Annotated in this window: 16 protein-coding genes; 8 read left to right on the forward strand and 8 right to left on the reverse strand. The window is 43.8% G+C overall.

Annotated features, from left to right (window positions below):
• Nucleotides 1-33: 33 nt before the first annotated feature.
• Entirely contained in the window at nucleotides 34-1089 is a 1056-nt protein-coding gene (locus tag PPIS_RS16840; RefSeq protein WP_010368948.1) for a formimidoylglutamase, read from the reverse strand.
• 18 nt (nucleotides 1090-1107) lie between these two features.
• On the reverse strand, nucleotides 1108-1611 hold the full coding sequence (gene rraA, locus PPIS_RS16845; RefSeq protein WP_010368946.1) for a ribonuclease E activity regulator RraA: 504 nt from the start codon (nucleotides 1609-1611) through the stop codon (nucleotides 1108-1110).
• A gap of 158 nt (nucleotides 1612-1769) precedes the next feature.
• On the opposite strand from rraA, the gene PPIS_RS16850 reads away from it, so the two are divergent.
• From PPIS_RS16850 to PPIS_RS16865, 4 genes are all read left to right on the forward strand, one after another.
• On the forward strand, nucleotides 1770-2294 hold the full coding sequence (locus PPIS_RS16850) for a phosphatase PAP2 family protein (RefSeq protein WP_010368944.1): 525 nt from the start codon (nucleotides 1770-1772) through the stop codon (nucleotides 2292-2294).
• Nucleotides 2291-3343 carry an MJ1255/VC2487 family glycosyltransferase gene (locus tag PPIS_RS16855; RefSeq protein ID WP_010368943.1) on the forward strand — a complete coding sequence of 351 codons (1053 nt, stop codon included), beginning with the start codon at nucleotides 2291-2293 and terminating at the stop codon, nucleotides 3341-3343. The genes PPIS_RS16850 and PPIS_RS16855 overlap by 4 nt, the downstream gene beginning before the upstream one ends.
• Nucleotides 3344-3448: 105 nt before the next feature.
• Nucleotides 3449-5329: a methyl-accepting chemotaxis protein gene (locus PPIS_RS16860; protein WP_010368941.1), complete on the forward strand. Its 1881-nt coding sequence runs from the start codon at nucleotides 3449-3451 to the stop codon at nucleotides 5327-5329.
• A gap of 291 nt (nucleotides 5330-5620) precedes the next feature.
• On the forward strand, nucleotides 5621-6169 hold the full coding sequence (locus PPIS_RS16865) for a hypothetical protein (protein WP_010368938.1): 549 nt from the start codon (nucleotides 5621-5623) through the stop codon (nucleotides 6167-6169).
• A 2-nt stretch (nucleotides 6170-6171) separates the two neighbouring features.
• Here the strand turns inward: PPIS_RS16865 and PPIS_RS16870 are convergent, their stop codons facing one another.
• The 5 genes from PPIS_RS16870 to priA all read right to left on the reverse strand — a co-directional run bounded on the left by PPIS_RS16870 (nucleotide 6172) and on the right by priA (nucleotide 11240).
• Nucleotides 6172-6546: a gamma-butyrobetaine hydroxylase family protein gene (locus tag PPIS_RS16870; protein WP_010368936.1), complete on the reverse strand. Its 375-nt coding sequence runs from the start codon at nucleotides 6544-6546 to the stop codon at nucleotides 6172-6174.
• Between the two features lie 49 nt (nucleotides 6547-6595).
• Nucleotides 6596-7924 (reverse strand): HslU--HslV peptidase ATPase subunit, encoded by a 1329-nt coding sequence (gene hslU, locus PPIS_RS16875; RefSeq protein WP_010368934.1) that lies wholly within the window; start codon nucleotides 7922-7924, stop codon nucleotides 6596-6598.
• 11 nt (nucleotides 7925-7935) lie between these two features.
• A complete protein-coding gene (hslV, locus tag PPIS_RS16880; protein ID WP_010368932.1) occupies nucleotides 7936-8454 on the reverse strand; it encodes an ATP-dependent protease subunit HslV in 519 nt (172 codons plus the stop codon).
• Between the two features lie 70 nt (nucleotides 8455-8524).
• Nucleotides 8525-9055 (reverse strand): SPOR domain-containing protein, encoded by a 531-nt coding sequence (locus PPIS_RS16885; RefSeq protein WP_010368930.1) that lies wholly within the window; start codon nucleotides 9053-9055, stop codon nucleotides 8525-8527.
• A gap of 13 nt (nucleotides 9056-9068) precedes the next feature.
• The gene (gene priA / locus PPIS_RS16890) at nucleotides 9069-11240 is read right to left on the reverse strand and encodes a primosomal protein N' (RefSeq protein WP_010368927.1); all 2172 of its coding nucleotides are present in this window, start codon (nucleotides 11238-11240) and stop codon (nucleotides 9069-9071) included.
• Between the two features lie 214 nt (nucleotides 11241-11454).
• On the opposite strand from priA, the gene rpmE reads away from it, so the two are divergent.
• On the forward strand, nucleotides 11455-11670 hold the full coding sequence (rpmE, locus tag PPIS_RS16895; protein WP_010368925.1) for a 50S ribosomal protein L31: 216 nt from the start codon (nucleotides 11455-11457) through the stop codon (nucleotides 11668-11670).
• A gap of 772 nt (nucleotides 11671-12442) precedes the next feature.
• Entirely contained in the window at nucleotides 12443-13684 is a 1242-nt protein-coding gene (locus tag PPIS_RS16900; RefSeq protein ID WP_010368923.1) for a malic enzyme-like NAD(P)-binding protein, read from the forward strand.
• A gap of 80 nt (nucleotides 13685-13764) precedes the next feature.
• On the opposite strand, the gene metJ is transcribed toward PPIS_RS16900, so the two are convergent.
• On the reverse strand, nucleotides 13765-14085 hold the full coding sequence (gene metJ, locus PPIS_RS16905; RefSeq protein ID WP_010368921.1) for a met regulon transcriptional regulator MetJ: 321 nt from the start codon (nucleotides 14083-14085) through the stop codon (nucleotides 13765-13767).
• A gap of 344 nt (nucleotides 14086-14429) precedes the next feature.
• Here metJ and metB point away from each other — a divergent pair, with 344 nt between their 5' ends.
• Entirely contained in the window at nucleotides 14430-15650 is a 1221-nt protein-coding gene (metB, locus tag PPIS_RS16910; protein WP_010368919.1) for a cystathionine gamma-synthase, read from the forward strand.
• 4 nt (nucleotides 15651-15654) lie between these two features.
• The gene (metL, locus tag PPIS_RS16915) at nucleotides 15655-18003 is read left to right on the forward strand and encodes a bifunctional aspartate kinase/homoserine dehydrogenase II (protein ID WP_010368917.1); all 2349 of its coding nucleotides are present in this window, start codon (nucleotides 15655-15657) and stop codon (nucleotides 18001-18003) included.
• The last annotated feature ends 26 nt before the right edge of the window (nucleotides 18004-18029 follow it).

Genomic DNA, 18029 nt, shown 5'->3' on the forward strand with positions numbered 1-18029 from the left:
TTACCTTTACATTGGTTTTGGCTGTGACAGTGTTTAGCGTTTCTGTTGACGGGTACTTAAATAAGCGTTTGTAAGGTTTGTTAGTATTTGGCCACAATGTTCGATACCTGCCTGCTCACCAAGTGGGTGTCTAGCTGGGGCTGCTTCACATAAGTGCAAATATTTAGCATTTCGAGTCTGAGCCATACGGTAAACAAAATATTCGGCATCGCTAGTTGTGAAGCCTTGATAGGTCAGGGCACTTGCAGGCATACCGACGATGGCATCAACGTCTAACTCTACGCCTAATGGAATGTCACTTGGCATCGTCGCCAACGCTTTATCGAGTGATGCGGATAAGCTCTGAGTTTGTCTGGTTTTTATTGCTTGATAACTTGAAAATCCGAATCCAGCGTTTTGCAATTGAGTAAGGATTGTTTGGTTGTTTTTGTGCTCGTGCAAGCCAATGACATGATAATGTGACAAGCTACCAGCTTGATGCGCGTAACTGAAGCCATTACCGCTATGTCTACCTTCACAAGCTCTAAAGTCAGCGTGAGGGTCAAAGTTGATAGCACCTGCAGCACGCTTGCTGGCTTCAAAATGTGCCTGCAAAATACCAAAAGCATTATTGTGGCCACCACCGATGATGATCGGCTCTAAGCCTGCTGCAAAGATAGGTGCTAGGGTTGCAATAACTTGGTTGTCGAGGTCAGCACAGAGAGTGCGTAACTGTGCTAGCTGTTCGCTATTAGTATTATCGAGCGATAGTGCACGTGTTTGAATAGCGTGGGTATCCACCTCGCCTAGCAACAAAATCTTATCGCCCGACAAAAACTGGTTATCGGGCTGATTTAAAAAGCGTTTTAAGAAGGCTCGCCAACCGAGCTCGGCGCCGCCTTGCCCGCAATTGGCGCGCGGACCTATATCTTCAGGGATCCCCAACAACACATAACGGATCCCAAATTGGGCCGCGTCTCTAAGCGAAGCCGCGTAGTCATGATCACATTGTAAAAAGCTTATGCTTTGCCAAATTCTGGTTTCACCGGCTCTTGCACTGACAAAAGTGGCAATATCACTTTCATCATATATACGGACTGCTGTACTCATGACTGTTACTTCTAGCGCTTAATTGTCTTCGTTATCATCTTCTAAAACTAACTCTTCTGCAGAGATGATAATGCCGGTGGAATCGGCGTAAACAAAATCATCTTCGTAAAAGGAGACACCTGCGAAATTAACGGGAATGCCAACTTCACCGCTGCCACTGCTATCTGCTGCCACTGGGATAGAAGCGATCGCTTGAATGCCAATATCGCTTTCTTCTAGCTCATCAACATGGCGCACCGCACCGTAAACGATGATGCCTTGCCAGTTGTTCTCGACCGCTAGCTCAGCTAAATCAATATCAACTAGTGCACGACGAGTTGAACCTCCACCATCAACAAGCAGCACACGACCAGTACCGTCTTGTTGTAGTACATCTTGGATTTGCTCATTGTTTTCAAAACATTTGACGGTAGTGATACGACCACTAAATGACGTCTGGCCGCCAAAATTGATGAACATAGGCTCTAGCACATCAACCACATCAGCAAAGTGGTCGCAAAGATCAGAAGTGCTGTATTCCATATTGAATCCTCGAATATTGATTGTCGATAACCAGTATACTCTCATACTTGTGCTTAGCAATGCTTTGATTCAACTTACATATTTGTGTCTTAAAAGTGTCACCCATTTGTTATTTTGCTCTTCTATGCTGATATTGTGAGCAATTAGGCGTGACTCGAATGATGAAAGCAAAACTAGCCGAGCTGGACGCTGCATTATACTTTGTGGTGTTTTGCCCTAAACCAAGAAACTGGTTTAGATTGATAGCATTAGGTCTATCCAAAAGTGGCAACGGTGGACTCTATGTGTTGGTCGCAATTGCGTGTGCTCTGTTTTTGGAGCAGTTAGGTCAGCAATTTGCACTCACCGTGATTTTGGCTTTTGCAATTGAAAGGCCGCTTTACTTCTATCTAAAAAATCGTTTTGCACGATTACGACCATGTGACTGCTACGCAGTGAAGGCCTTGTTGACGCCGAGCGACAAATTTAGTCTGCCCTCGGGGCATAGTGCTGGCGCTTGGCTATATGCGACTTGCTTGATGGAGCAAATTCCTCTGGCTGCGTTTCCGTTGATGATTTGGGCTTCAGGAGTGTCATTGTCACGCGTAATTGTAGGGGTACATTATCCACTTGATGTGGTGCTTGGTGCGGCAATGGGTGTCGCCTGTGCAAGTTTAGCGATAGTGATATTAGGAAGCGTATGAAAATACTATATGGTGTTCAAGGAACGGGAAATGGCCATACTACTCGGGCTCGGGTAATGGCAAATTGCTTTCGCAACATGGGAATTTCTGTTGACTACTTTTTTTCTGGACGTCCTTCGGAAAACTATTTCGATATGCATGACTTTGGTGATTATCGCAGTTGCCGAGGGTTGTCATTCGTTACCGAGCGTGGCCAGTTAAATCGTTTAAAAACTTTTCAGTCGCTCAAGTTTGGTGAGTTTATTCGCGACGTTAGAAAATTAGATGTATCAGGTTATGATTTGATCTTTAACGACTTTGAGCCTGTCAGTGCGTGGGCAGGAAAGCTGGCAAAGGTTCCAGTGATAGCAATGAGTCATCAAGCGTCATATTTATATGATGCTGTTCCACAATTTGCCGTACAGCCTTGGCACAAAGCCCTGATCCGGTATTTTGCACCAGCTGATATTCATCTTGGGGTGCACTGGCAACCGTTTGATAAGCATATTATTCCGCCTTTTATTCCTTATGAGGCTGAGCAGGAGCAATGTGCATCGATAATTAACAAAGTTTTGGTTTATCTGCCGTTTGAAGCATTGGATAGCATTATTGAGTTGTTAAAAGACTTCCCCGATAAGGAATTTTACTGCTATCACCCGGATGCCGACAATGCTTCGTTGCAACATATTCACCTGAGAAAACCGAGTCGTTCTGGGTTTATTCAAGACTTAAGAAATACCAGTGGCGTGATTGCAAATGCTGGGTTTGAGCTTTCTAGTGAAGCATTAAAACTCGGTAAGAAACTGCTACTTAAACCATTAGATGGTCAATTTGAACAGCAGAATAATGCGCAGACGCTAGCGGAGCTCGGTCATGCCCAAGTGATGAATTATCTCAATGCTGGCGCGCTGGAAGAGTGGCTGCAAACAGACGCGAAGGCATCGTTTTATTTTCCATCTGATCCTAGCTTGCTAGTGGAGTGGTTGATGGGAGGTCAATGGCATAATATTGATTTATTACACAATCAACTCTGGAACGGTGTTAATAATTTGTATGTAAAAGCGGCGTAAATATATTAATTTGTAATATGAACCCAGAATAATTACCTATTATGAGGCAAGGGCGGAAGGCTTCAGCTATACTTTAGCCAGTCTATTAACATTGTAGGTAAGCCGATGGCGGTATTAGAAAATCTGACTATCAGACGTCGTTTGCAAGTGAATGCATTAGTGGTAGGGATTGCCTTGGTTGTTATGTTAATTATGATCATGTACGAAGCTCGTACTATGCTGAAATTGAATGAAACCATTCAATATGCAGAAGAGCTCGACATTCATGAATTAGCAATGCGCAAACACGAGAAAAATTTCCTTTTTTACAAGCAGGTAGATTCACTCGATGAGTTTGAAAACGAGTATCGTGAGCTGCAAACTAAGCTTGCTTTGTTACAAGGTACTTTTTCTGATTTTGATATCGATTTAGGTCGGATCAACGAATTTGAACGCTTAGCAAAAAGTTATTACGATGACTTTCAAAAAGTGGTGCAATTACAAAAAACAATTGGTTTGCATCCAAAGGATGCTCTTTACGGTGAGCTTCGTGGTGCGGTACACGAGGTAGAAACACTACTAAAAGAGCAGCAGAATTATCAACTCCTTTCAACCATGCTGCAGCTTCGCCGAGCCGAAAAAGACTTTATGTTACGTTTTGATACCAAATATCTTAAGCGTTTTGACGAGCTTGTTGCACAGTTTTCACAGGAAATTCGTAGTGCTGGGTTTAACGCTCAATATCAATCTAAGTTGCTCAGCTTATTGAACACCTATCAATCCAAATTTGCGAGTTTAGTCCGGGCACAAGAAGCACTTGGCTTAGATTTGACGAGCGGTGCGCTAGGCAAAATGAAAGTTAGTGTTGAGAAAAGTGATGCTGTAGTCTCTGAGGTTGTTGAGCAGGCAAAGGCAGAGATCAAAGAAAACGTTGATAAAACTCAGATGCTCGCCATTGGTGTGTTTGTTGTAGCTGGCATTATCGTGATGACTTTGGTGTTATCGACTAGTCGCTCAATTATTCAACCTGTAGAGCGCGTTTATCAAACCATTGAGCGCATTCGTCGTGAAAATAATTTAAGTCTACAAATTGAACAAAGCGGTAATGACGAAATCACGATTATGACCCGTGATTTTAATAGCTTAATTTCTGACTTTAGAGATCTCATTGCTGATGTGAATGGAGCGTTGGCAACGATTAATGAAGCTACGGATCATTTAACGGAGACAACAGCCCAAACGAGTACTGGTATGGCTGAGCAGTTGCACGAAGCGGATATGGTCGCAACCGCTGCAACCGAGATGCAAGCGACGATCCAAGACATTTCTCATAATACGGGTGAAGCGGCGCATAAAGCCGAGACAACGAATGAAAATGCGCAACAAGGTCGCCGCGAAGTTACAGCAACAATTGAGCACATCATGCAGTTATCGGAATCGTTAGGTGGTGCTTCAAGCGTTGTTGCTCAGTTAGAGCGTGATGGTGAAACCATTGGCTCGGTATTAGATGTGATCCGTGGTATTGCAGAACAAACAAACTTACTTGCGCTAAACGCTGCTATTGAAGCTGCGCGCGCAGGTGAGCAAGGTCGAGGTTTTGCTGTTGTGGCGGATGAAGTTAGGTCACTTGCGCAGCGTACTCAAGACTCCACGCAAGAAATCGAAAGCATCATTTCTACATTGCAACAGCGTACACGAGAAGTGGTGAACATCATGGAACAATGTCGTGAGCAAGGCAATGAAAGTGTGTCGCAAGCCGAAAAAGCAGGGGAGTTGCTCAGCATGATCACCCAAGATGTGCAAACGATTATGGAAATGAGCACACATATCGCGACGGCAATTGATGAACAAAACCAAGTTGCTTCAGAAGTGAATAAAAACGTGGTTAAGATCAGAGACATTGCGCAAGGTGCCTCAGAGCATGCTCGCTCTAATGCGCAAAGTAGTGAAGAAGTCGCAGAGCAAGCGCGCGTATTACACGAAGCCGTGGCTAAGTATCAGGTATAAACACCAATTCAACCTGAGGTTCTTAATGTCAAAGCCCCACTTAATTTATAGTGGGGTTTTTTATTAAACCTGAGGCTCTGATAAGAAATGAGCTTGCTTATTATTTTTAAGGTTCAGGTTGATTGTCATTTTGAATATTGAGAAGCGTATTGCATTTAAGGTGACTCTATTCAACATCGTGAGTAATATGTACTGTTGTAGAAATTTTCCGGATCGTCTTAGGTAGGGGTTTGCATCTTTAAAAGGTATGTTTTATAAAGAGAAAATCACATGTTGAAAAGGAATATTTAAATGAAACTCTCCACACGTCATTCTTGTATCCGGGGGCTATTTTTACTTTTGGCTATGGGAAACTTTTCTGTTCAAGCTTCGATGTTATGTCGAGATAGCTTCGATACTGTACGCAATAACATGACTAATATGAATTATAAAAGCTTTGATCAAACACCTAACTCTGGGTGGCGAGTACTGTATAATCAGGGTTGTTATTTAGAAGCTGCAATGCTCATTGAGCAATATAAAACCATGACTGGAGAGCAGCAAGCAAGTTTGCAATGGCATTTATTTCAGAATTACGCTATGGCGGGAAAGCGAGAACAGGCGATAGAGGTTGGAGAGGCACTTCTGCTCTCTGCGAAGAATAATCCTGCCGAGTTCCTTTGGGTAGAGTATATAGCCGCGAGTGTTGCGTTTTTAAAAGAAGATCGAGTGACACTAATGAAGATGCGTAACAAGCTAGCGGCACAAGCTGATTTCTTCCCCAATAAGGTGAATTTAAAGGTTTTAGATAGCTTGGTCGATAATGTCAAATCTTCGTATCAGGCTGCTTATCAACAGTAAATTTAAGGCACAAACTTGATAGGTACGCTGTCCTTTTGGGTTTTATACTCTTCTACCGCGTTTACATATTCCTGCCATAGCGCATCGTGTTGTGTAGCTATGGTATATAAGTATTGCCAGCTGTAGAGCCCTGAGTCGTGACCATCATCAAAAACAAAGCGTGCCGCATAGTGACCAACAGGTTCAATTCTCTTTATGGCGACATTCTGTTTGTTTAGCACGAGTTGCTTTTGCGCTGGACTATGTCCTTGGACTTCGGCTGATGGTGAGTGTGTTCGCAAGAATTCGGCACTTAGCGTAAAACAGCGGCCATCCTCAAAATAAACATCGAGCACTTTACTGAGCGTATGATAATGAAGTTTGGTGACTTGATACATAATTGGTATAACTCAAAAAGCGGAGCCTTGCTCCGCTTTTGATTTTCATTTACAGAATGAAGCGGCTTAAATCTTCATCCTGAACAAGCATGTCTAAATGCTGTTCAACGTAGGCGGCATCAATCGTCAAGGTATCACCGGCCTTTTCACTGGCATCGAATGAAATCTCTTCCATCAGTTTTTCCATCACAGTGTGAAGGCGACGCGCACCGATGTTTTCAGTTTTCTCGTTGACCTGATATGCAGCTTCAGCCAGTTTGGTGATAGCGTCATCGGTAAAGTCGATAGTGACGTCTTCTGTTTTCAGTAGCGCCTGTTGCTGCTCTGTAAGAGATGCATTTGGCTCAGTTAGAATACGTTTGAAATCACCCGCAGTTAGTGCTTCTAGTTCAACGCGAATAGGTAAACGACCTTGTAGTTCAGGGATTAAATCCGACGGCTTGGCCATTTGGAACGCACCTGACGCGATAAATAAAATGTGGTCGGTTTTTACCATACCGTGTTTAGTATTAACGGTTGAACCTTCGATAAGTGGTAGTAAGTCGCGTTGTACACCTTCACGGCTAACATCTGGGCCAGAAGATTCACCACGCTTACAAATTTTATCGATTTCATCAATAAACACGATACCGTTTTGTTCAACTGACTCAATAGCTTGCTCTTTAAGCTCTTCTGGATTAACAAGCTTTGCAGCTTCTTCTTCAATCAATAGCTTAAGTGCTTCTTTAATTTTCAGCTTACGGTTCTTTTTCTTGTCACCCGACATGTTTTGGAACATGCTCTGTAGCTGGCTGGTCATTTCTTCCATACCAGGAGGAGACATGATCTCAACATGAGGCGCCGTTTCTGCGATGTCGATCTCAATTTCTTTGTCGTCTAACTGACCTTCACGTAGTTTCTTACGAAATACTTGGCGTGTTGACGAGTTTTCATTTGGCTGAGACTCACCATAAGCGTCTTTTGCTGGTGGCAAAAGTGCATCTAAAATACGCTCTTCGGCGGCTTCTTCAGCGCGGAATTTGAATTTCTTGGTTTGTTGTTCACGTGTTAGCTTAAAAGAAACCTCGACTAGATCGCGGATGATGGTCTCAACTTCTTTACCAACATAACCCACTTCGGTGAACTTAGTCGCTTCTACTTTGATAAATGGTGCGTTAGCAAGCTTTGCTAGACGGCGGGCAATCTCAGTTTTACCCACACCCGTTGGGCCGATCATCAAAATATTCTTTGGTGTAACTTCTGCACGCAGCTCTTCATCAAGCTGCATACGACGCCAACGGTTGCGCAGTGCAATCGCGACGGCTTTTTTGGCTTTGTCCTGACCGATAATGTGTTGATCAAGCTCGTGCACAATCTCTCTTGGAGTCATAGCTGTCATGACGAGTCCTATTACAATTCTTCGATAGTTTGGAAATTATTGGTAAATACGCAGATATCGCCGGCGATCTTTAGGCTCTTTTCCACGATTTCTTTCGCACTTAAGTCGGTATTTTCAAGTAGTGCGGTTGCAGCTGCCTGTGCGAAATTACCACCACTGCCGATAGCAATAAGATCATGCTCTGGCTGCACCACGTCGCCGTTACCTGTGATGATAAGCGAGGCGGTTTCATCGGCTACCGCAAGTAGGGCTTCAAGCCTTCTTAATGCTCTGTCGGTACGCCAGTCTTTTGCCATTTCTACGGCTGCTTTAGTGAGATGGCCTTGGTGCATCTCAAGCTTTGCTTCAAAGCGTTCAAATAATGTAAATGCATCAGCTGTACCGCCAGCGAAACCTGCCAGTACTTTACCATTGTATAGACGACGTACTTTACGTGCGTTGCCTTTCATAACTGTGTTACCAAGCGAAACTTGGCCATCACCGCCGATAACCACTTTGTCATCGCGACGAACACTAACGATGGTAGTCATAGTAATCCTTATCTGGGCCTGTGCCCGTGTAACTCTAGATTAGTAGGAAATATGGGTGGACTTATAAAAATCAAGTCCAGCCCCAAATCCCGCAGCCAAATATCCCAACGCGTTGTAATTTGTTTTTATCGCTTTCTGCTAAACGCTTGGTATCGTAGGGGCCTAGACGGACACGATACCAGACACCGTTACTCCCTTCGGTACGACGGATCTCCGCGATTAACCCTGCAAACGCAACTTTGGCTTTCATGGCTTCGGCTTGGCTATGGGTTCTAAATGAACCACACTGCATTTGATAAGGACCTTTGCTCTCGATCTCTTTAACTTCGACCTTGATTTCATGATTTTTAATTTCTTCAATGAACTCAGGTGGGCGAGGCTTGGGTTTACTAACCTTTTGCTCGGCAACTGGATGCGGGTTTTTGGCTTGTTCTACTTCTTTAGGATCGGCATTGGTTTTTATAAACCAAAGACCGTAGGCAAACCCTCCGATTAGTAGAAATGCAAAAATAGCAGCAATAACAGGAAATTTCGCCGATTTTTCAGGCTTGTCTTTCCCCTTGCCTTTAGGTTTCTTATTGATGTAATCGTGCTGTGCCATAGGTTATTTGATTTTAATAGCTATCCATTGGATCAACATCTATGCTCCAGCGTACTCGATTGGCAGACTCATGCGTAGCAATATAGCGCGCAAGTTGCGAAAGGTAGTCCCGCAGCACAGTGCGTTGTTGTGCGTGTATATGTAATTGATATCTGAACTTTCCAGCTATTCGTTCAAGTGGTGCTGGAATTGGACCCAGCAATTGTATACCAGGATAGGGGGTAGCTGGAACCAAATCCGACAAAAAGCGCAATACTGTATTTATATTTGTTGCCTCGGCGCGGATGATAGCTAAGTGTGCGAAGGGGGGAAGCATTGCTTCTTCACGTTCTTGTAAGGCATATCGTGCAAAGTCACCGTAGCCGTTATTGATTAAATCTTGCAATAATGGATGTTCTGGAAAATGCGTTTGCAATAACACGGTTCCCGCTTCACCGGCGCGTCCGGCTCGTCCAGCAACTTGCGTAATAAGCTGCGCCATTTGCTCGGTTGCTCTAAAGTCGCAAGAGTAAAGTCCTGAGTCCACATCCAAGATAATCACAAGACTGACATCAGCAAAATGGTGGCCCTTGGCAAGCATTTGAGTGCCGACCAAAATTCGCGCACCACCTTGATTAATTTCGTCAAGTGCGCTCTCAAGGCTGCCCTTACGGCGTGTAGAATCTCGGTCAATACGAGTGACGGGAATATCAGCGAAGCGCTCACTTAAAAACCCTTCGAGTTGTTCTGTACCAAGTCCTGTAGGCATGATTTGGGTGCTGCCGCAATCAGGACACTGTCTCGGTACAAAGTCCTGTTCACCGCAATGATGGCATACCAAGCGGTTCATATTTTTATGGTACGTGGCGCTGGTAGAGCAATGTTTACAGGTATTAAGCCATCCGCATTCGTGACACATCAATGTTGGTGCAAAACCCCGACGATTTAGAAACACCATAACCTGCTTACCGCGAGCTAGTGTTTTTTCCATCCAATGTAAACTCATTGGTGAAAACCCGCCTTGTTCTGGCTGACCTTTCATGTCGACAAGATGAAATTGGTTGTCGTGCTGGGTCTGCGCTCGTTTACTCAGTGTGACGAGTTGATATTTGTTGGTTATGGCTTTGTGTAATGTTTCTAATGCCGGTGTTGCTGTTCCCAAAAGTAAAGGGCAGTGTGCCTGATGCGCTCGAAATGCAGCGAGATCTCTGGCGTGATAGCGCAGACCTTCTTGTTGTTTAAACGAGTTGTCGTGCTCTTCGTCAACGATGATCATGCCGAGATTTTGAAAGGGCAAAAAAATGGCCGAGCGCGTACCGATAACCAAAGCACTCAGACCCTTTTCGGCGCGACGCCAAGTATGTAGGCGCTCATTATCGGTTAGATTTGAGTGCCATAAATCAATGGGCAGGTTATTAAAGCGCTTTTTGAAGCGGTTGATCGTTTGTGGTGTGAGTCCAATTTCAGGCACCAAGATCAGTGCTTGCTTACCCGCTTTTATTATGTTTTCAAGGCTCTGTAAGTAGACTTCGGTTTTACCACTTCCCGTTACACCTTCGATTAAAAAGGTACGGTAACCGACTTGAGCATTGACGGCGCTGCAAATAGTCGCTTGTTGGTCGTTTAGGCGCGGCTTTTCGCCTAGCTGTAATTCGTTTTGCGACCAATCACTATCATGCTCAATAGATTGTGAGATAAGCGCTTTTTCTTCCAATGCTTTAATTGTTTGGCTAGCAAATCCGAGTGCTTTGAGTTCGCTTAATTTTATTGCACCACCTTTGTACAATTGAGAAAGCAGTGCTTGTTGCTTTTTGGCTCGCAGTGTTGGTAGCTTTTGCCCTTTTTCCGTTAATCTGACGATAGGGATCTGAGTTTTGTCTGGGCTTCCACCATCTCTAAGTACCGCCGGTAGTGCTGTGAATAAGGTATCGCCAATTGGATGACAGTAATACTGAGAGACAAAGTGTAAGAAGCTAAGTTGTGCTTGATTAAAGACTGGGTGCTCGTCCAACACCTCAATAATTTGCTTGAGCTTATCTTTTGGTACATCGGTGTCGTCTTTTTTAGCAAGCGCTATCGCAGTGCAGCGACGGTTGGCAAAATTGACGATGACTCTCATTCCTGCTTCAACTTGCATGGTTGGTGCTAGCAAATAGTCGAATGTTCGGTGCAGTGGCAGCTTTAAAGCTACTTCAAGAATGAGCATGTATTACAATTCCATAAAGTGAGCGCAGTGACGAAGTATATACCTAAGGTGGTACGAATTGAAAACGTACTCTACGACGGTGATAAAAAACTCTGAAATATTGCTTGTAGATTGTTCAGTTAGGCACTAAAATACGCGTCCATATTTTTGTATAACTACGTATGGTGCCAGACTTCGGGTTTGGAGAGCGATACGGCCTTAACTAGAGGTTGCTATGAAAGAAGGTATTCACCCTAATTACGAGACGATCACTGCATCGTGCTCTTGCGGTAACAAGTTCGAAACTCGTTCAACGCTATGTAAAGATGTTCACCTAGACGTATGTTCTGCGTGTCACCCGTTCTACACTGGTAAGCAGAAGATCCTTGACACAGGTGGCCGTGTAGATCGCTTTAACAAGCGTTTCGGTGCACTTAGCAGCAAGAAGTAATCTTGTTGGTCTAGTCGAAAAAAGCACCTTAGGGTGCTTTTTTTGTGCCGGTTTGAAAATACCTTCCCGATTGATACATCCTATTCTGCATCAACAGACAAACCGTCAGTCATCACGCCTTCATTGTGTCTTTTATTCTTCTAAAATAGAAAACTTGCCAGTTTGGCAGCAAAACTTTACTGATCTCTTGGGTAGAGTAAAAACTCTATTTAGTAGATAAATACTGAACATTTACGAGCTTAAGTTGTGAAAATAATCAAAGCTCATATAGTAAATAGTATCAGTTATGAGCACTTTATATAAACTAAAATCAGTATATTGCGATTAAATGCGGGTATCTTGACGTTAAAATTAGTTAAGTTGCAAATTTCTTATTGTTTTTATAATTAGTGTGCATCTGTGCTAATTTTCTGCATTTTGTGCTGGTTTTTGCGTCTTGTTTTTTAAGTTTTAGTCACATTATTTGTGAAATATTTCTTAAAATTGAGCTTATCTTCTCGGAAAAGTATAGAAAATACCGTGCTAGTGGATAGACCTGATTTTACTTGAATAATGAGCAAAACTCGGTATTGTGTGAATACGGTCGATTAACTATATGTCCTATTGACATACCGCGACAGCAAAGCACAAACGCTTGTTGAGTGGTTGAATGTCGTCGCTCATATAGTTAATCGCACTGTGTGTTGCTGTAACCAGCATGATAGGTTGCCAACATTCAGAATGCGAACGTTTACCACACTCTCACATTAACTTCGTAGGAAAATATCGCGTCATGACAGATTTTCGTCAACAAGCTCTAGATTATCACGAGAAGCCCGTTCCAGGTAAAATCAGTGTTGAACTCACTAAACCTGCCGAGACCGTAAAAGACTTAGCACTTGCATATAGCCCAGGTGTTGCAGAGCCAGTACGTGAAATCGCGGCTGATCCGGCGAATGCATACCGTTATACGGGTAAAGGAAATATGGTTGCGGTGATCAGTAATGGTACGGCAATTCTTGGCTTGGGTAATTTAGGTCCTTTGGCGTCAAAGCCTGTTATGGAAGGTAAGGCGCTATTATTTAAGCGTTTTGCGGGTCTTGATTCAATCGATATCGAAGTTAAGCACAACACCACCGAAGACTTCATCAATACGGTGGCAAATATCGCAGACACATTTGGCGGTATTAACCTTGAAGATATTAAAGCGCCAGAGTGCTTTGAAATTGAGCGCGCGCTAATCGAACGTTGTGACGTTCCTGTATTCCATGATGATCAGCACGGCACCGCAATTGTAACCGCTGCGGGTATGCTGAATGCGTTGGAAATCCAAGGTAAAGATATTCATGATGCGATTATTGTGTGTCTTGGTGCGGGTGCAGCTGCTATTGCTTGTATGGAATTGTTGATTAAGTGTGGTGCTCAACGTGAGCACATCTATATGCTGGACAGAAAAGGCGTGATCCATACTCGCCGTGATGACCTAAATGAATACAAAGAGCTGTTTGCAAACAACACGGATAAGCGTACGTTACAAGACGTGATTGCGGATGCGGACGTATTTGTTGGTGTTTCTGGCCCAGACTTACTTTCTGCTGAAGATCTAAAGTTAATGGCTAACAAGCCAGTGGTATTCGCTTGCTCTAATCCAGATCCTGAGATCAGCCCTGAAGTTGCACACGGTGCACGTAATGATTTGATCATGGCGACAGGTCGCTCAGATTATCCAAACCAAGTAAATAACGTGCTGTGTTTCCCGTTTATCTTCCGTGGTGCGCTTGATGTACGTGCAACTGCTATCAATGACGAGATGAAGATTGCAGCAGTTGAAGCAATTAGAACGATTGCGAAAGAACCTGTGCCAGCTGAAGTGTTAAAAGCGGCTGATGTGGATAGTCTTGAGTTTGGTCCTGAGTACATTATTCCAAAACCAATGGATCCGCGTTTGTTACCTCGTATCGCAAAAGCAGTAGCGGTAGCTGCAATTGAATCAGGCGTGGCACAAATCGATATGCCAGCTGGATATATGGAATAATACTATTGGTATTATCCAAATAAAAAAGCCTCGATTGAGGCTTTTTTTGTGTCTGTATGTCCACAGAGAAAGAGTAGTTATCACTCTTCGTTTATTTCTGGGATCTCCAAACCGCGCTCTTCCATTATTTGTCTTACTTCTAATGGAATACGCTCTGGATTATCTTTTCTCAAGTCTTCATCGCTCGGCAGTGGCTGACCTGTGAAGGCATGTAGAAACGCCTCACATAAAAGCTCACTGTTCGTGGCATGACGTAAATTATTCACTTGGCGACGTGTACGCTCATCAGTTAGCACTTTGAGTACATTCAGAGGTATGCTCACCGTGATCTTTTTTACTTGCTCTGCTTTCTTACCGTGTTCTGCATATGGGTGAATATACTCACCGTTCCATTTTGCCATAATTGTGTACTTGCCTCAGTTACATCAATGCCAATATGACTGGGTTCTGGTCTACATTATTCACCAACCGCATGAATATAGGGATAACCTTACGAATTAAAGATAAATCCCAAACTCAAATAGATGAATAAACTAATCCGCCATAGCGAGATAGAAGAATCTCTGCCATAGTTTTCAATAACTCAGTCGTATTAGCAACGCCTAGAGTGGCGAAATTTTATCGGTTTAAAAAAGATAGTCAAATACTAGTTATTTAGCCATTTAGCAGTATAAATGTTTTGACTTCTAGTTTCTGTTGCTCTAACCTTTTAGACGTCTAAACATCCAACTATCTAGGTGACCTTATGAGTCAAGTTAATAAATCGACGGTTGCAGTGCGTCACGGTATAGAAGCTGATAAAGCACATGGGGCAGTAGTGCCACCGCTTTACCTTTCTACCACCTATTCTTTTGCCGATTTTGATACCAAACGCGACTACGATTATGGCCGCAGTGGTAACTTTAATCGTGATGTGCTTGCACAGGCACTGACTGAACTTGAAGGTGGTGCTCGTGGCATTATTACCGCCACTGGCATGGCTGCTGTTCACCTAGTAACTCAGCTACTTAACCATGACGATACGCTGGTTATTCCACATGACTGTTACGGTGGTAGCTATCGCTTGTTTACATCGCTTGCTAAGCGTGGACTGCTCAAATTAGCCGTGTTGGATCTCACGCAACCTGAAAGTCTTGCACAGCTGCAGCAGATCAAACCTAAATTAGTTTGGATTGAAACACCAAGTAACCCAATATTAAGGCTCACGGATATAGAAACTGTCGTAAATGCAGCACATGCTGTGGGGGCTTTGGTCGCCGCCGACAACACCTTCTTGTCTCCTGCACTACAAAACCCCATTACCTTTGGCGTGGATGTAGTCGTGCATTCAACTACTAAATATATCAATGGTCATTCTGATGTCGTGGGGGGCGCGGTGATCGCGCGTACACAGGAGTTGGGTGATGAGTTAGCTTGGTGGGCGAATAATATCGGTATTACCGGCGCACCTTTTGATAGTTATCTTACTTTACGTGGACTGCGCACCTTAAACGTGCGTTTACGCCAGCATCAAGAAAATGCTCAGCTGATTGCGGAGTATTTAGAAAAGTCGCCGTATGTTAGCCAAGTTTATTACCCAGGCCTTGAGTCGCATCCTCAACACGAACTTGCGAAAAAACAACAGCTCGGTTTTGGTGGTATGGTGAGCTTTGATATCAAAGGCGATCTGCAAACTTCAGCGAAGTTTTTAACGTCTCTAACGCACTTCTCATTGGCAGAATCTCTAGGTGGGGTTGAGAGTCTTATTTGCCATCCAGCGACGATGACACACGCAGGTATGGATCCGCAAGCACGTTTAGAAGCGGGAGTGGGCGACACGTTAATTCGTATTTCTGTGGGCATTGAAGATGCACAGGATCTCATTGCAGATCTGGAATCGGGATTTGCATGTATTGATGAAAGTCAGGCGAGTGATGATGCTAAGTCATTCAAGTTAACGCCTGCACATACAGTAGCGTTGTGGTGAGTAAATGGCAAAAGTAGTACATAAGTTTGGTGGTTCGAGTTTAAGCTCGCCAGAGCGTTATCAGGCGGTTGCCAAGATAGTGTTAGAGCAATGTCAACTAGGTGACAGTGTTGTGGTTTCTGCTGCAGGAAAAACAACGAATACCCTAGTGAAGTTATGGCAAAGCTTTGAGCAGCAAGATGTTCGTGCATTCAACGATGTTTTATTACAAGTTGAAAATCATCAACGAGAATTAATTGATGCCCTGTTTGTAGGTGAACAACACAGTGTGTTACTCAAACAGCTTGTCAATGAGCTGCAAGCAATCGCTTTGGGAAGAGAAGAACAACATCTTCACTACGCGAGTTTACTTGCACATGGAGAGCTATGGTCGGCTCGTATATTAGCAAACTACCTAAGTTCTCAAGGCATTGAAGCCAAAGCTATCGACACTCGTACGTTATTTGTACAACAAGATGGAGTGTTACTACATGCCCATAACAAAGAAGCGTGTTATCGCACAATTGATGAACACGCTATCTATATCGTTACCGGTTTTATTGCCGCAAATGCACAAGGTGAAACGGTGACTTTAGGTCGAAATGGCAGTGACTATAGCGCGACTTTGTTGGCAAGTTATCTTGATGCCGCTCAAGTATCAATTTGGACGGATACAACTGGCGTATTCAGTACGGATCCACGTAAAGTCGCTAATGCCATAAAATACACTAAGGTATGTCGTGGTCAAGCTGAATTACTCGCACGATTAGGTAATCCGGTACTGCATGCAAAAACGCTGTCTCCACTTAAAGATACCGATATAAAACTACAAGTTCGCAGCAGCTTTGATGCCGATGCGCTTGGCACTGAGATAGTAAAGGCAGGCTATAGCAAAGAGAAGCGCTTTATTACCACTTTTGGACAACTTGACCTGTTACGCGTTGAGCAGCTAAAAAGTGGCGAAGTGAAGCAGCTAAGCCAGCTTATCCAGCATAGCATTCATCATTTTGTTAAAGGTGGAGAGGCACACTTACTGGTGCCATCTGAATTTAGCCATGTTGTGATCAAAGCGCTTGATTCACGTGCCAATATTATTGAGTCGCAAGTACAAGGCTTTGCTATTGTTGCCCCAAGTCAGGATGTTGCTGGGTTACATCAGCAGGCGCTGGAACTATTGGATGAACATGCGATTGTCACCCGTTTTGTGCTGCAAGAGCGTCATTACAGCTTAGTGTTAACCGATCAAGCAATTGATAGCGATCTACTTGCCATATTGCACGAACGTTTGGTGAATAAAGGCAGAGAGCTTGCAGTGATTGTGGCTGGTGTTGGCAATGTGGGTGAAGTGTTTATCGAACAATGCAAAAACCAAGTCGCTAAGCTGAGTGAGCACTTTGATCTTAAGTTGGTTGGCTTACTGCGTTCTAAGCAAATGTTGTTCTGTCCAAGCGGGTTGAACTTAGCATCGTGGCAACAGCAATGGCAAAATGAGGCCATCGAATACAATGAAGCCGAGCTATTCACTCGTATTAAAGAGCTAGATTACGAGCATAAAGTGGTGGTCGATATTACTGCGAGCGAGCGTTTCAGTGAGTTGTATCCACAGTTTGTTGAACATGACTGCCATTTGATCAGCGCTAATAAATATGCCGGCACGGCACAACAAGGTTGGTACTCAAAGCTGCGTCAGCAGTTGCAAGAGCGTAACCTGTTATGGCGTTACAACACCAGTGTTGGCGCAGGTCTTCCCATTAACTTTGCGTTGGCGGATCTGCAAAATAGTGGTGATGAAGTGGTGAGAATTGAAGGCGTCTTTTCTGGCACTTTATCTTGGCTTTGTAGTCGCTATGATGGCTCTGAAGCATTTTCTGAGTTAGTGCTTGGAGCGCAAGAGCTTGGTTTTACCGAGCCTGATCCACGCGAAGACCTATCTGGCCGAGATATGCAGCGTAAGCTTTTGATCTTAGCACGAGAGTTAGGCATTGAACTTGAGCTTGACGATATTGAATTAGAGGCGTTAATGCCTGAGTCCTTGAGTGTGGGTTCATGGCAAACGTTTTTAGAAAATCGCCAGCAACTCGATGACTTTTATGCGACACACTATGCAAAGGCCACAGCGAATGACGCTGCGCTTCGCTATACTGGTGCGCTTGAAATTGCAAGCAATGGCAAAGTGTCTGCAAAAGTAGGCATTGCACAGGTACCAAACGGCTCGGCAATCGCGAATTTAACACCGGGTGATAATATTTTTGTGATCCACACTAAATGGTATGAACAAAACCCACTGGTGATCCAAGGCCCAGGGGCAGGCAAAGAAGTGACAGCCGCGGGAATACATTCCGATTTATTCTGGTTGACGCAAAATCTAAAATAACGCTATTAAGAAAATAGATATAATAC

Origin of the sequence: Pseudoalteromonas piscicida, assembly GCF_000238315.3 — a bacterium.
GTDB classification, from domain to species: domain Bacteria; phylum Pseudomonadota; class Gammaproteobacteria; order Enterobacterales; family Alteromonadaceae; genus Pseudoalteromonas; species Pseudoalteromonas piscicida.

What these genes read in the sequence shown, in the direction of transcription:
- priA (WP_010368927.1), bottom strand. Translation starts at nt 11,240, where the DNA reads ATGCTCATTCTTGAAGTAGCTTTAAAGCTGCCACTGCACCGAACATTC.
- hslU (WP_010368934.1), bottom strand. Translation starts at nt 7,924, where the DNA reads ATGACAGCTATGACTCCAAGAGAGATTGTGCACGAGCTTGATCAACAC.
- PPIS_RS16865 (WP_010368938.1), top strand. Translation starts at nt 5,621, where the DNA reads ATGAAACTCTCCACACGTCATTCTTGTATCCGGGGGCTATTTTTACTT.
- metB (WP_010368919.1), top strand. Translation starts at nt 14,430, where the DNA reads ATGAGTCAAGTTAATAAATCGACGGTTGCAGTGCGTCACGGTATAGAA.
- PPIS_RS16850 (WP_010368944.1), top strand. Translation starts at nt 1,770, where the DNA reads ATGATGAAAGCAAAACTAGCCGAGCTGGACGCTGCATTATACTTTGTG.
- PPIS_RS16900 (WP_010368923.1), top strand. Translation starts at nt 12,443, where the DNA reads ATGACAGATTTTCGTCAACAAGCTCTAGATTATCACGAGAAGCCCGTT.
- metJ (WP_010368921.1), bottom strand. Translation starts at nt 14,085, where the DNA reads ATGGCAAAATGGAACGGTGAGTATATTCACCCATATGCAGAACACGGT.
- rpmE (WP_010368925.1), top strand. Translation starts at nt 11,455, where the DNA reads ATGAAAGAAGGTATTCACCCTAATTACGAGACGATCACTGCATCGTGC.
- PPIS_RS16870 (WP_010368936.1), bottom strand. Translation starts at nt 6,546, where the DNA reads ATGTATCAAGTCACCAAACTTCATTATCATACGCTCAGTAAAGTGCTC.
- PPIS_RS16855 (WP_010368943.1), top strand. Translation starts at nt 2,291, where the DNA reads ATGAAAATACTATATGGTGTTCAAGGAACGGGAAATGGCCATACTACT.
- PPIS_RS16860 (WP_010368941.1), top strand. Translation starts at nt 3,449, where the DNA reads ATGGCGGTATTAGAAAATCTGACTATCAGACGTCGTTTGCAAGTGAAT.
- metL (WP_010368917.1), top strand. Translation starts at nt 15,655, where the DNA reads ATGGCAAAAGTAGTACATAAGTTTGGTGGTTCGAGTTTAAGCTCGCCA.
- PPIS_RS16885 (WP_010368930.1), bottom strand. Translation starts at nt 9,055, where the DNA reads ATGGCACAGCACGATTACATCAATAAGAAACCTAAAGGCAAGGGGAAA.
- PPIS_RS16840 (WP_010368948.1), bottom strand. Translation starts at nt 1,089, where the DNA reads ATGAGTACAGCAGTCCGTATATATGATGAAAGTGATATTGCCACTTTT.
- hslV (WP_010368932.1), bottom strand. Translation starts at nt 8,454, where the DNA reads ATGACTACCATCGTTAGTGTTCGTCGCGATGACAAAGTGGTTATCGGC.
- rraA (WP_010368946.1), bottom strand. Translation starts at nt 1,611, where the DNA reads ATGGAATACAGCACTTCTGATCTTTGCGACCACTTTGCTGATGTGGTT.